Here is a 13,515-nt window from a genome sequence, read left to right as displayed (position 1 = left end):
GGGCTTTTTATATTGAATGAATATAGTTAAGCTCTTCATCACTCAAAATAGGGCGAACAGATGCATTTGCATTTTCTTGTGCTTGTGTTCCTGTTTTTGCACCAGGAATTACAACACTTACTGCCGGATGAGAGAGTACATAGCGAAGTGCAAGTTGCCCTAGGGTCTGATTTTTATTTGAGAGCAGCCGAAGTTTCTCTACGGTTTGTAAGTCTTCTTGAAACCAAGTTTCATTTGGCCAATCTTTGCGTAAATCTCCATCTGGAAAAATTGTTTTATTTGTGAATTTTCCAGTTAAAATGCCCATTTTTAATGGACCACGAATAACAGCTCCTAGATTTTTCTCTTGTAAGAATGGTAATATATCTTTTTCTGGTTTTCGATTTAATATATTGTAATCAAGTTGTACGATATCAATTTCGTTGTTGTTATTGAAATGATGAATGTATTGTAAATCATGAGTCGAAACACCGACTGCTCTTACTTTGCCATCACGTTTTAATATGTCAAATGCACGTAGAAATGCTTCTGTTTCTCTACGATTATGCCACCAAATATGACAAAAATAAAGATCAATATAATCTGTTTGAAGACGTTGTAAACTTGTTTCGAATACGGCGATGATTTTTTCGGGAGTATCATATACAGGAACTCCATTAGGGTCGTAGTGATGTCCGATTAAACCACCTTTCGTTGATAGGATAATATCATTACGATGTCCTTTAATCGCGGTAGCTACCAACTTTTCACTATGTCCTAAACCATACACATCCGCAGTATCAATAAAATTCACACCACACTCAATTGCTTTTTTTATAGCGGTTATAGATTGTTTATCGTTAACAGGTCCCCATTCATCACCACCGATTGCCCATGCGCCAAAACCTATTTCAGAAACAGTTATTCCAGTTTTACCTAATGTGCGGTAATGCATATTCCCCCTCCTTGTAAGCATGTTATAACATGGATATGTGGGGAAGGAATTTTGTGTGTGAAAAAACTCTTCTACAATAGTAGAAAAAGAATTACAGAAACTACTATTTTATAGCAGCATGTATAAAAAAAATCGGTGTAAATATGGAAATGTCGTCGAATGCTATCTTTAATTGGTTAATTTATGGGATATTTTTGTGAAGGAGTTTATTTTATAAGAATAGAATTTAGTTTAGTAAGAAAACGTGCCGATGGTAGTGAAAAATATGGGTTAGGGGGATTTGAATGAGGAAACTCGAGCGAGTAAATGTTCCTAATATACCAGAGCAATTATCACAACCTAGTGACAAGCGTAGGATAAATAAAAAGAAGTTAAGGCGACTTATTTTAATGGTCCTTTTTATTGCGGCAACTACTCTATATGTTCAATATATTTTAACGAAACAACAAGAAGTAATTGATAAAAAGAAAGATACGATTACGGATCAAAAGAAGCGATTAGTATCTTTAAAGAAAGATAAAGATTCTTTAAAGACTAACATAGAAAATTTAACAGACGATGAGGAAGAAATTTTGAAGTTAGCGAGAAAAGAGTATCAATTTTCTAAGTCAAATGAAACTATATTTGTGATGCCAAAGTAATAAAAACAGTTAGCCATTGAACTGCACCCCCAATTGTTAGACACCGTCTAACAATTGGGGGTGCAGTTTTTTATGTATGAATGTCATGGTACAAGGAACAATCACATATTGTAGAAATGAAGAGTTTAAGCTATTTTCATAAATATGGAATATGCACTAAAATAAATGTTGTTAAAATTCTGTCAATTATATTATAATACAAGGTAAGCGGATACATTTTTTAATCAACGTTGAGTTCCTCGCTCATACGACTATTAAGAAACCCGTTATCCTCGTATAAGAAAGGAAGATAGCTGTGTACGCTTCAAATACAATTTATATCGTAGGGGATGCGAAAGCACCTCAAAATAATCCCATTACTGAAAAGTTTAAAAGCTATTTCGTAGCATTTATACTTGTTAAGGATACAGGGGAAATTGTAGATGCAGACTGCTCAGCGACAATTGCATTAACATCTCAATTTGTTAAATATTTATTTCTACATAAAAATATAAATGACCCGGCGTTAGTAATGGAAGTAAAGAACCGATATTTCGGTTCTTCTCAAAAAGCGTTACTTGTAGCGCTAAAAGATGCACAGAAAAAATATAATCAGATTGCTGCTTTGTCTACTCAATCATAGACAAAATCCAGCCGTAAGAATCATTCTTATGGCTGGATTTTTTTATTTCACATTATCGTCCTACATCAAAAGTGAACGAAAACAAAGTAGAGAGATAGAAGAGTAAATGTCCAATAGGTTTACCTAATAATCCGTGGGTATAAATCTCCGGTGGATTAAAATTTCACTTCATTGGAGAATGAAAGGATGAACAAAATGAAAATTACAGATGTAAAAGTAAATCGTAGACGTGTAAAACTGCATACACCGTTTAAAACCGCGCTTCGTACTGTAACAGAAATTGAAAGTATAGATGTTTATATTCATACAGACGAAGGAGTGATTGGTAAGGGGGCTGCAGCCGCAACGCCAGTTATTACGGGGGATTTCACCAGCGGAATGGAAGAAGCGATTTTAGGACCGATGCGTTCATGTTTAATTGGTCAAAATATCATTCAGTTTCAGCAGTTACTACAGGGCATTCAAATGAGTTGTATTGGAAATTCAAGTGCCAAAGCAGCGGTAGATATCGCTTTATATGATGTATATTGCCAATATCAAAATGTGCCGTTATATGCCTTGTTAGGCGGGAAGAAAGAAATTCATACCGATATTACAGTGAGTGTGGATGAGCCTGTATTAATGGCAAAAGAAGCGAAGAAACATATAGAAAAAGGATTTCAAACATTAAAGATTAAAGTGGGTAAAGAGGCGCATTTAGATTTGGAACGTATTGAGGCAATTCGAAATGTGGTACCAAGAAATACGATATTACGTTTAGATGCGAATCAAGGTTGGAGTCCAAAAGAAGCGGTCTCTATTATTCAAGAAATGGAAAATCGTAATTTAAATATAGAATTTATTGAACAACCAGTACACGCGAAAGATTGGGATGGGTTAAAGTATGTCAAAGATCGTGTGCAAACGCCAATTATGGCCGATGAAAGTATATTTTCAGCAAGTGACGCATTAAAGCTCGTTCAAGGAAGATATGCAGACTTCATTAATATTAAATTAATGAAATGTGGTGGTATACGTGAAGCATGGCGTATTGCAGATATCGCAGAAACAGCTGGTGTGAAGTGTATGGTGGGCAGCATGATGGAATCTTCACTTTCCGTTAGTGCTGTTGCGCATTTAGCGGCAGCGCATCCTAATATTCATTATTTTGATCTTGATGCACCGCTTTGGTTAATGGAAGAGCCAGAAGGAATGACTTATTCTGGATCAAAGGTAAACCTTCAATCGACAGTGAATAGTAAGTCTTAGGAGAAGAGACTAGTAAACTATCTTTTAAGGGGGATAAATATGAAAAAAGTAGGAACTGCATTTTTAACAACTTTATTTATATTTTCATCGTTTACATTGGCAAATGCTGAAGAAAAGAAGGATAATAAAGCATTTATAGATGTATCTGCTGCAACGTTATGGACAGTACCTGATTCATTAAGGCCAATCGATACACCGAGTACAACAAATCCAGTGGATCTATGGAAATGGACGAAATCAATGACACTTGACGAGAAACTATGGTTAACAAATGCAAATAAATTAGAAACACAAGCGTTACTCGGTCAAGAAGTAACTGTTATTGATAAGAAAGGCGAATGGGTGAAGGTATTAGTGCATGGACAGCCAACACCCCGAAATGAAGAAGGTTATCCGGGCTGGATGCCTGAAAAACAATTAACATATAATCAAGAATTTGCAGATAAAACAAATGAACCTTTTGTCTTAATAACCAAACCAACAGCTATTTTATATATAAACCCTTCTGAAAAACATAAATCACTTGAAGTCAGTTATAATACAAGACTGCCGCTATTAAGTGAAGACACAATTTCATACCGTGTATTGTTGCCAAATGGGCAAAAAGCATGGATACGTAAAAATGATGGAACAGTTTACCAATCTCAAACTGATATTCCAACTCCGGCGGCCGATGATTTAATTAACACAGGGAAAATGTTTTTAGGATTACCGTATATATGGGCTGGTACAAGTGGTTTTGGATTTGATTGCTCTGGCTTCACGCATACGATCTATAAATCGCACGGCATTACAATTCCGCGAGATTCTGGACCGCAATCAAGAGCAGGAGTTGCAGTTGATAAAGAAAATCTACAAAAGGGAGATTTAATTTTCTTTGCACATGATCAAGGGAAAGGTAGTGTCCATCACGTCGCAATGTATATTGGTGATGGCAATATGATTCACTCACCAAGAGCTGAAAGATCGGTAGAGATTATACCGCTAAATACACCAGGATATATAGAAGAATACGCTGGTGCTCGTCGTTACTTACCTTGAAAATAGAGGGGGTTTTTAAATGAAAAAAGTTGTTCGTTACTCATTAGTTAGTACTCTATTAGTTTCTTCATTTTTAGTTGGCTGCGCAAAAGAAAAAACTGCAACAAAGCCGAAAGATGAGAAGAAAGTATTACAGTTACTAGAAACGGGTGAAATTCCGTCGTTAAATTCAGGGAAAGTAACAGATGCAGTCTCGTTTAACGTTTTGAATAACGTAATGGAAGGACTATTTCGTCTATCGAAAAATGATGAAGAAATTGAAGCCGGCGCACAAAAATATGAAGTGAGTAAAGATGGAAAGACATATACATTCCAATTGCGTGATGCGAAATGGTCTAACGGAGATCCAGTAACCGCTCATGATTACGTATACGCTTGGAAACAATTGATTAATCCAGATACAGCTTCTCAATATGCATACATTGCGTACGATGTAAAAAATGCTGAGAAAATAAATAAAAAACAACTAGGTCTAGATGAATTAGGAGTAAAAGCGAAGGATGATAAAACATTCGTCGTAGAGCTAGAACATCCTGTACCGTATTTTACGAAATTATTAATTTTACCATCCTTCTATCCAATTAACGAAAAATATGCGAAAGAGCAAGGTGATAAATATGGATTAGAAGCAAATAAAGCGGTATATAATGGACCGTTTACATTATCAGAGTGGAAGCATGAAGCTAGCTTTACAATGAAGAAAAACGATAAGTATTGGGATAAAAAAGAAGTGAAGTTAGATGAAGTAAACTATCAAATTGTAAAAGAAATTTCAACTGCGGTAAATTTATATGAAACAAATAAAGTTGATAGAGCTGTTATTTCTACAGAATTCGTAGATAAATATAAAAATAATAAAGAGTTAAAACAATATACAGATCCAGTTATGTACTTCTTCCGATTTAATGAAAATGTACCGATTCTTAAAAATAAAAATGCACGTCTTGCGCTAAGTACAGTTTTTGATAAGAAGGGACTCGCAGATTCATTTTTAAATGATGGATCGGTTGCAGCAAACTATTACGTACCAAAAGGATTTTTAAAGGGCCCAGATAAGAAAGATTTTAGAAGTACGGCTGGTGAGTTTAATAAGACAAATGTAAAACAGGCGAAGGAATATTGGGAGAAAGCAAAACAAGAGACAGGTACAAATGAAGTGACGTTAGAACTATTAAATTATGACTTGGAAAACTTTAAAAAAGTTGGAGAGTACATTAAAGAGCAGCTTGAGAAAAACTTACCAGGATTAAAAGTGAATGTGAAATTACAACCACATACGCAAAAATTAGCACTTGAGAAGAAGAAAGAATATGAAATGTCGTTATCACGCTGGTTACCAGATTATCCAGATCCAATGACTTACTTAGAAGTATTCCTTTCTGGAAGTAGCGTCAATAATACAGAATATGCAAACCCAGAATATGATGCGTTAATTAAGAAGATTAAAACAGAATTAGGTAATGATGAAAAGGCTCGCTGGAAAGCAATGCAAGATGCTGAAAAAATGCTACTGGATGATGCGGTAATTGCTCCAGTATTCCAGCGCGGATTATCTTACTTACAAAAACCCTATGTGAAAGATTTATATGTACATCAATTTGGTCCAGCTACAAGTTTAAAATGGGCAGATGTACAAAAATAAAGTGATCGAGAAACAGACTTCATGTATGTGATAGTCTGTTTTTCTCATTTAAAGTTAGAAAAATAGTTCATGGTATAATTTATTAGTCTGTAAACAGTATTTGGAGGGGAAATGATGTCTATGTTTGAAGAAGAGAAAGTAATTTATACAAAAAGATTATTTATGAGGAAACCAATTGTAGAAGATATTAATCAGTTTTATAACATATTAAAAAAAGATACTGTTGGCAAATGGTTGGCTAAATCAAGAGGAATGTCGAAGGAAGAAACAAATGATTATATTGGGCAACTTATCTTACATTGGGAACAGTATGACTTCGGGGTATGGTTGTTATTTAATAGTAAAACAGGAAAGCTTTTAGGACATTGTGGTTTAAGAACGGTAGAGGAAACAGGTGAAATAGAAATTATGTATCTCCTTGACCCAGAACATTGGAGGAATGGGTATGCATTAGAAGCAGCAGAGGCTTCCATTAAATATGCAATAGAGACTTTGAATGTAACAAGAATAATTGCTAGAGTTAAAGTAGCAAATGAGAGCTCGAAAAAACTTTTACGAAAGCTCGGGTTTATATATACTCATGAAGTTAATCATAGCGGGCGTTTATTATCATATTTTGAACTTCATACATCATCCAAAGAATTCTAGACATTTCATATGTTTTTTTATTGTTAAAAAATAAAATTATTACTAAAATTCCAGTGTGAAATTTATGTAGAATCTTGTATAATTAACGTGTTTCTATGGAAACATTTTCTTGTGCTATTTATATAGGACTTAATAGAACAAGGAAGGAAATACATACATGTATATAATAGATAAATAGAATGGAACATGTATAGAGAAAAAGGAGAGAAAAGATGACGTGTCAAAAACAAGGGTTACAATTTAATAGCAATAGAAAGAGGAACAGAAGATGAAAATGAAGCATGCTTTTGGTCCTATAATTTTAGCGTGTGTGCTTTTTTTCATTATCATTCTAATCCCATCGAAAAGTTTAGTATCGCTTATTAGTGATAAGAAGGTAGAAGATGCGGCAACTTCTTTACAAAAAGAGAAATTACAAAGTGTTTTCTTACAGCAAAAAATGTTAGAGAATTCACAGTATTTACCGATGTACGGTTCATCAGAATTTTTACGAATGGATGCATATCATCCGTCTAATTATTTCAAAGTAAATCCAGCTGGTTTTACACCGTTTTTAATTGGAACTGGTGGTACACAAAGTTTAGCTCATATTTTAAATATGACATCTACTATGGATGAATTAGAAGGTAAAAAAGTAGTCTTTGTTCTTTCACCACAATGGTTTACAAAGACTGGTGTATCACAAGGGGATTTCACTAATAATTTCTCCAAACAACAAGCATATCATTTTATTTTTAATGATAAGATAAATCCAGAAATGAAGAAGCAAATCGCGAAACGGCTATTAGATTATAAAGTTGTTCAAGAAGATGATATATTAAAAAATTCATTAGAAGGTATTGTATATAATGATACGAAACATAACATAAAAGCAGGTTTAGTTAAACCACTTGCTTATATGCATCGAAATATTTTAGATCATAGAGATATATTTAACTCTTTATTTAAAATCGAACCGATGAAGGAGAAAACAAATATCGGACTTCGTTCAATTTCTTGGGAAGACGCACGTAAACACGCAGAACAAGAAGGGAAAGCTGAGTCTACTACAAATACATTCGGAATTGAAAATCCGTATTATCATAAGAATAATCTGAAGAAAAAACTAAAAGGTTTAAAAAACTTTAGAGCAAATGAAACATATGATGAATCACCAGAATACGATGATTTACAAATTATTTTAGATTTATTTAAAGAGAAAAATGTCAAACCACTCTTTATTTCTGTACCTGTAAATGGACCTTGGTATGATTATACTGGCTTCCCGAAAGAACGCCGTGAAGTGTATTATAAAAAAGTTCGAGAACAGGTTGAGAAAGCAGGATATCCAGTAGTTGATTTCTCTGGTCATGAATATGATAAGTATTTCTTAAAAGATACGATTCATTTGGGCTGGAAAGGTTGGATTTATTTTGATGAAGCAGTGCAGAAATTTAATTCTGAGAAATAAAGTATAGAAATCGGAATGGCTATGAGCCGTTCCGATTTTTTTAGTATAGAGGATTTTGGTGAGGACAATTTGGGAATGCATGTATATCTTGAATCTGTCTATAATCATAATGTTTCATTGCAAACTGGGCTTGATAAAGGTATTCATACACATATAATTGACCATCATGAGCTGAACATAATACACCAGAAGTTCCTTGCCCATTTATGAAGGAAATACCGATAGGGCGTCCGATTAAGTATGGTATTTTTTGCTGCCAATGCATAGGGGAATCAATCCTTTTTGAGATAATATACGAAAGAAATGATTAAATGGTTGCTTATCCATGTAAATGTAGAGGGAAAGGTATTATATAATTCCTGAAGATTAATTCATATATAAATAAAAAACCGCTATAATTCCGAATGAATTTATAGCGGTTTTTATTATATTCTTAAGCGAGATTTTTACGCTTTTTTGTCCATTTTTTTATAACGAAGTATAAAAGTATAAGTACGACGCCACCAATTGCGAATGATTTCACATACGGACCAGCAATATCATTTATATTCTCCCAATTTTCACCTAGTTTTTCACCTAAATAAATGAAAATAATAGACCAAGGGATAATCGCAAGTGCTGTTAATGTAGTGAAACGTAGTAATGGCATTTTTGTAATACCAGCAGGAATTGAAATCGCATGACGCACTACTGGAATGAAGCGTGCTGTAAAAATGACGCCAGTTCCGTAACGATTAAACCAATCTTCTGCAGCATCTATTTGTTTTTTATGTATGAAAATATATTTTCCGTAACGTTCTAATATAGGGCGTCCGCCGTATCGTCCAAGCCAATAAATAAAGATTTGGGCAATAACACCGCCAATTGTACCGAATCCAACTGCGCCTATAAATGAGATACTTCCATTGAATACTAAGTATCCTGCATAAGCAAGGACAATTTCACTTGGGATAATTTCAATCATAAGTCCAAGCATAATGCCCCAATAACCTAATCCTTCAAAAAACGTTAATACTGAATGAATAAAACTACTTAACATTGTTGCACCTTCTAGTTTATGAATTTTTGAGTATAAGAACCTTTTATTTAATTACGTAAAAGGTTCACTATATGTAGATTATACCTTATTTACATAGGGGATTGCTATTTCAATTCTTTTATGTCTCTCATAAGTATTATAGTAAAGTATATAAGCTACGTTTTCATGAAGGGTTAATGAAAAGATTATTAAAAATTTCTCATATATCAATGATAATAGACTGAAAATTAAGTATAATGATATAGGTCTTTCATTTACAAAAATAGGAGGAGAACGTATGTATATTACAGATCCGATTTATAGACCAATCTCTATTCGTGATAGAGATATCCTTCGATTGATAGATACAAAAGCATTTCAAAGGTTGGCGAATATTAAACAACAAGGACATACTTATTTTTTACATGAGAACGCAATACATACGAGGAAAGAACATTCGATAGGCGTATATGTGCTAGTAAATAAAGTGATAGAACATCTTACTGAGATTGGTGACATACATTTATCGAAATATGAACGAAAGCTAGTATCTACTGTAGCCCTTCTACATGATGGTGGACATGGGCCATATTCACATTGTTTTCAGCAAATATCGGGTGAAGATCATAGTGAGTGGACGGTACGAATCATTCAAGAGGACGAAGAAATACGTACGATTTTAAATCAAACACCTAGATTATTAGATGATGTAACGAAAGCTTTAACAGAAGATGGAGTTTTTCCAATTATAGATGAGCTCTTATTTAATTCATTAGGAATGGATCAATTAGATTTTTGGAATAGAGATTTATATTACTCGTCGCTTGAATTAGAAGGTTTACAGATAGAAGGATTGATTGCTAACATGCGCTTAATTGACGGTAAACTTGTTATTGAAGAATCGGGAATCCCCTTCATCGAACAATTAATGAAAATGAAAGAAGGGCTTTACAATAATGGATTTGGCCACCCGTTTGTGATAGGAAAAGACATATTGCTGCAAACAATTTTTAAAATGATAGAGGAGAAAAATCTTTCGTTCTATACTCCCGAACTTCAAAACTTCTTTCATAAAGGAGAGAAGTTAGAAGTAGAAGACTTTCTTCCGTTACAAGATGAAATGATTTTAAATGAAATACAGTGCTTTGCAAAATCAGATGATGTTGAAATAGTATCTTTAATTCAACTTTATGTTTCACCAACTAAAAGTTTATCATTTCAAAAAGGAGTGGAGGGTGATTTTAAAAAGGAAAATAACAATTTAGCGATAATAACTGAGAAAAAGGCGTACAGTTCATATGCAGGTGGTATTTACGTCCATAGTGAGGGGCAGTTAGAGGACATTTTAGAGAAATCAAATTTCATTCAAGAGATAGTAAAATTGCCTAAAAAAGAATATGTCTATTCAATTTGATTTGGTTCGAAAATAAAAAATGAATGAGATGGAAACGTAAATTTAGAGGAGGGAATAAAATACATGAAACATAAAATTGCTGTACTGGCAGATGTACATGGAAATGCAACTGCTTTAAAAGCAGTTATCGAAGATTCTATGAAAGAAGGTGTGACTGATTATTGGTTTTTAGGAGATTTAATTATGCCTGGTCCTGGATCAAATGATTTGTTTGAAATATTAGAAAGTATTAACGTTGATACTTATGTACAAGGAAACTGGGAAGATAGTTTTCTTGACGTTCTTAATAAAAATATTGATATTGATAACGCAACTGATATTTATGTTTCTAGATTAGTTCAGTATCAATGTGAAAACCTGGATGAAAACTATATTAAGCATGTTAAAAATTTACCATTACATATAACAAAACAGGTTAATGATTTATCAATCAGTATTAGTCATAATCTACAAAATAAAAATTACGGAGGAGATTTGTGGCCCACTAATAATCAGGAACAGTTTGATCGGCTATTTGATCGTGATTATGATATTGCGATTTACGCTCATACCCACCATCAATTGTTGCGCTATAGTAGCAATGATCAATTAATTATTAACCCAGGAACAGTTGGACAACCTTTTTACAAGTGGAATAAGCTAAACTCTGACTTGCGTGCTCAGTATGCAATTCTTGAAATTGATGAGGCAGGGATTACTGATGTGAGGTTTAAAAAGGTTTTTTACGATGTAGAAAAGGAATATAAAAATGCCATGAATAAAAATCTTCCTTACATTGATTTATATCGTGAGCTGTTAGAGACAGGAAAAACTCATACGCATGATATTGAATTATTACAAGAAATTAATGACAAATATAATTATAAAGATGAAGTAATTAAGTTTATCGAGAAAATGTGATAGGAATTTAATAGAAAGAAATGAACATTGTTGAATGTTAGGTTAGTAATGTTTTTTACATAATACATAATCAAGAGTTATTTTATAATGAAACTTAGATGTAAAATGATTTTTGTATTTTATATTGATTGAAAACAAGCATCCCCCTGTCCTAGGTATATGACGGGGGGATGCTTGTTTTTTTAAGGCTTCACATCTAAGTTCTGTAAAAATAAAGTTGCTGTTACGTAACGCTTTGCTAACATTTGTACATAAGCGGTATGTACAGAAAGGGTCGCAATAATAATAGCGTTACGAATTGCTTCGCGTTGTTCGTTATTAATTTGATCGAACTTGCTTGCGATTTTATCAGCTTTTTCTTTTACAATGTTTTCAATTGTATGAACGGTATCTGTTGCATTTAATTGTAAGCAATTCCCTTGATTGAGTTCTTCAAATAAAGAAGAGTATGCTACATATAAATGAACAGGATTGATTAAATCATCACTTCGATCAGCTGGGTCATTTACAATAAGGCGTAATAGCTTACGAATGGATTCAAAATCAAGTGCTGTTTTTAAATCTTCGACAATAAATAGTAAGGCTGCTTGTTCAATTGAATATTTTTTCCCTTTTTGAGGAGAGCCAATCATTTCTTTTATATCTCGTTTCACCCAGTTTTGCATAGCAGTTACAGAGAAACTTGTGTTTTCAATCTGATTGCCAAGCGCAACTATTTCATTTAAAGAAAAACCGACATCAGTATCGTCAATTTTAATCAGCTTTTCAAAAATAGGTGAAAGTGCAGTAGTAATAAAAGCTGTAACGCTTTGTCCGCTTTCAATATCTTTTTTATGTGACTTTGCCCAAGCTTCTTGTAAAATACCGAGAGGCTTTTTCGTATTCCATCCTCTTAGTGATAGAAGAAGGGTAGCCATTTCGTTTCGTGTGAGATGAAATGTTTCCATCTTTTCACCTCCAAAATAATAAAAAGTTCTTATGAACTTATAATATGTTTTGTTTCATTTAAAGTCAATTCTGTTTTGCTTAATTTTTCCTTTGTGACCAAACTGTTGAAAGTAAATAATACTTGCATATTTCGACAAAAGTTCATATAATAAGTTCATAAGAACCTTTAAAATGTTCTTAAAAACAAATCTATCATTCTGAATTTACTAGAAAGATAGATTTCACATATATCTATATAAAAGGAGAATGGATATAATATGTTGAAAAAACTTGTAGCAATAATGACAGCATTCATGGTTATCTTTGGGGCTAGCAGCTTTATGTTCGTAGATCATGCAGCAGCGAAAAGTTACAAATCTGGTAAAAAATCATTTACACCAAGTTCAGGTCAAAAGTCAAAAGTTGATTTAAACAAAAAAGACTCAAATGTAAATTCTCAAAAAACGACTCCAGATTCAAAAACGAAAGCAACAAACACGGCACCAAAAAGTAATAAAGGGAGCTTTATGAAAGGTTTATTACTAGGTGGTCTTGGTGGTTTACTAATGGGTAGCTTATTTGCAAATATGGGAGCTCTTGGTTCTGTATTAGCGTTTATGGTAAATATGTTAGTAATGGCTGGTATCGTAATGTTAGCAGTTCGTGCATTTAAATACTTCAAAGACCAACGTAAGAAGAAAGCAGATGAAGTAGCATGGAAACAATAAAAATTTCTGAACAAGAGCTTATAAATGCGCTTTGCGTATATATAGCTGAAAAAAGACAAGTGGGTCCAGAAGAAGTGTTAGTTGAACTCATGTATGATGACGACTACGGTTTCTCTGCGGAAGTAGAGGTAAATGGTCGCCAGCAAATTTTAATTCAAGCAAACTTAATCGAAGCTTTACGCTTATTGCTTGACAGAGAATATAATGTCAATCCATTCGCAGCGAGATTACAACTTGAATTAGATGATGAAGAAGGCATTTACGCATTAGCGAAATTTAATAACTCAGATGACTAGAAAAAA

General features: G+C 33.4%; 15 protein-coding genes. 11 read left to right on the top strand and 4 right to left on the bottom strand.

Annotated elements, in window-relative coordinates:
• Nucleotides 1–7: 7 nt before the first annotated feature.
• Nucleotides 8–934 carry an aldo/keto reductase gene (locus tag NST90_RS13840; protein ID WP_000559359.1) on the bottom strand — a complete coding sequence of 309 codons (927 nt, stop codon included), beginning with the start codon at nucleotides 932–934 and terminating at the stop codon, nucleotides 8–10.
• 284 nt (nucleotides 935–1,218) lie between these two features.
• Between NST90_RS13840 and NST90_RS13835 the strand changes: the two genes are divergently transcribed.
• The 7 genes from NST90_RS13835 (at nucleotide 1,219) to dltD (ending at nucleotide 8,226) form a co-directional block, all read left to right on the top strand.
• Complete coding sequence (locus NST90_RS13835; protein WP_001228372.1) at nucleotides 1,219–1,575, top strand: septum formation initiator family protein; 357 nt, start codon at nucleotides 1,219–1,221, stop codon at nucleotides 1,573–1,575.
• 295 nt (nucleotides 1,576–1,870) lie between these two features.
• Nucleotides 1,871–2,197, top strand: a complete 327-nt coding sequence (locus NST90_RS13830) for a DUF3870 domain-containing protein (RefSeq protein WP_000271312.1) — start codon at nucleotides 1,871–1,873, stop codon at nucleotides 2,195–2,197.
• Nucleotides 2,198–2,383: 186 nt separating this feature from the next.
• A complete protein-coding gene (locus NST90_RS13825) occupies nucleotides 2,384–3,445 on the top strand; it encodes a dipeptide epimerase (RefSeq protein WP_001038458.1) in 1,062 nt (353 codons plus the stop codon).
• Nucleotides 3,446–3,484: 39 nt separating this feature from the next.
• Nucleotides 3,485–4,486 (top strand): C40 family peptidase, encoded by a 1,002-nt coding sequence (locus NST90_RS13820; RefSeq protein ID WP_046392812.1) that lies wholly within the window; start codon nucleotides 3,485–3,487, stop codon nucleotides 4,484–4,486.
• 19 nt (nucleotides 4,487–4,505) lie between these two features.
• The gene (locus NST90_RS13815) at nucleotides 4,506–6,128 is read left to right on the top strand and encodes a peptide ABC transporter substrate-binding protein (protein WP_046392811.1); all 1,623 of its coding nucleotides are present in this window, start codon (nucleotides 4,506–4,508) and stop codon (nucleotides 6,126–6,128) included.
• Nucleotides 6,129–6,242: 114 nt separating this feature from the next.
• Complete coding sequence (locus NST90_RS13810; RefSeq protein ID WP_063264127.1) at nucleotides 6,243–6,776, top strand: GNAT family N-acetyltransferase; 534 nt, start codon at nucleotides 6,243–6,245, stop codon at nucleotides 6,774–6,776.
• Between the two features lie 268 nt (nucleotides 6,777–7,044).
• A complete protein-coding gene (dltD, locus tag NST90_RS13805; RefSeq protein WP_000782308.1) occupies nucleotides 7,045–8,226 on the top strand; it encodes a D-alanyl-lipoteichoic acid biosynthesis protein DltD in 1,182 nt (393 codons plus the stop codon).
• Nucleotides 8,227–8,266: 40 nt separating this feature from the next.
• Here dltD and NST90_RS13800 read toward each other — a convergent pair whose 3' ends face one another.
• Both NST90_RS13800 and NST90_RS13795 read right to left on the bottom strand, forming a co-directional pair.
• Nucleotides 8,267–8,491 carry a hypothetical protein gene (locus NST90_RS13800; protein WP_000558689.1) on the bottom strand — a complete coding sequence of 75 codons (225 nt, stop codon included), beginning with the start codon at nucleotides 8,489–8,491 and terminating at the stop codon, nucleotides 8,267–8,269.
• A 168-nt stretch (nucleotides 8,492–8,659) separates the two neighbouring features.
• Complete coding sequence (locus NST90_RS13795; protein ID WP_025709498.1) at nucleotides 8,660–9,265, bottom strand: DedA family protein; 606 nt, start codon at nucleotides 9,263–9,265, stop codon at nucleotides 8,660–8,662.
• 277 nt (nucleotides 9,266–9,542) lie between these two features.
• Here NST90_RS13795 and NST90_RS13790 point away from each other — a divergent pair, with 277 nt between their 5' ends.
• Together NST90_RS13790 and NST90_RS13785 are read left to right on the top strand one after the other, a co-directional pair.
• Nucleotides 9,543–10,658, top strand: coding sequence for an HD domain-containing protein (locus NST90_RS13790; protein ID WP_046392810.1), 1,116 nt, complete (start codon nucleotides 9,543–9,545; stop codon nucleotides 10,656–10,658).
• 63 nt (nucleotides 10,659–10,721) lie between these two features.
• The gene (locus NST90_RS13785; protein WP_025709494.1) at nucleotides 10,722–11,558 is read left to right on the top strand and encodes a metallophosphoesterase family protein; all 837 of its coding nucleotides are present in this window, start codon (nucleotides 10,722–10,724) and stop codon (nucleotides 11,556–11,558) included.
• Nucleotides 11,559–11,740: 182 nt separating this feature from the next.
• Here NST90_RS13785 and NST90_RS13780 read toward each other — a convergent pair whose 3' ends face one another.
• A complete protein-coding gene (locus tag NST90_RS13780) occupies nucleotides 11,741–12,505 on the bottom strand; it encodes a DUF1836 domain-containing protein (protein WP_000447231.1) in 765 nt (254 codons plus the stop codon).
• 258 nt (nucleotides 12,506–12,763) lie between these two features.
• On the opposite strand from NST90_RS13780, the gene NST90_RS13775 reads away from it, so the two are divergent.
• Nucleotides 12,764–13,213, top strand: a complete 450-nt coding sequence (locus tag NST90_RS13775) for a hypothetical protein (RefSeq protein WP_025709492.1) — start codon at nucleotides 12,764–12,766, stop codon at nucleotides 13,211–13,213.
• Complete coding sequence (locus NST90_RS13770; RefSeq protein WP_000447758.1) at nucleotides 13,201–13,509, top strand: YxcD family protein; 309 nt, start codon at nucleotides 13,201–13,203, stop codon at nucleotides 13,507–13,509. The genes NST90_RS13775 and NST90_RS13770 overlap by 13 nt, the downstream gene beginning before the upstream one ends.
• Nucleotides 13,510–13,515: the final 6 nt, after the last annotated feature.

It is taken from the genome of Bacillus sp. FSL E2-8900 (assembly GCF_037966225.1).
In the GTDB taxonomy this organism is placed as follows: Bacteria; Bacillota; Bacilli; order Bacillales; family Bacillaceae_G; genus Bacillus_A; species Bacillus_A cereus.
The sequence above is the reverse complement of the archived record's forward strand: the minus strand, read 5'-3'. Positions and strand labels throughout refer to the sequence as shown.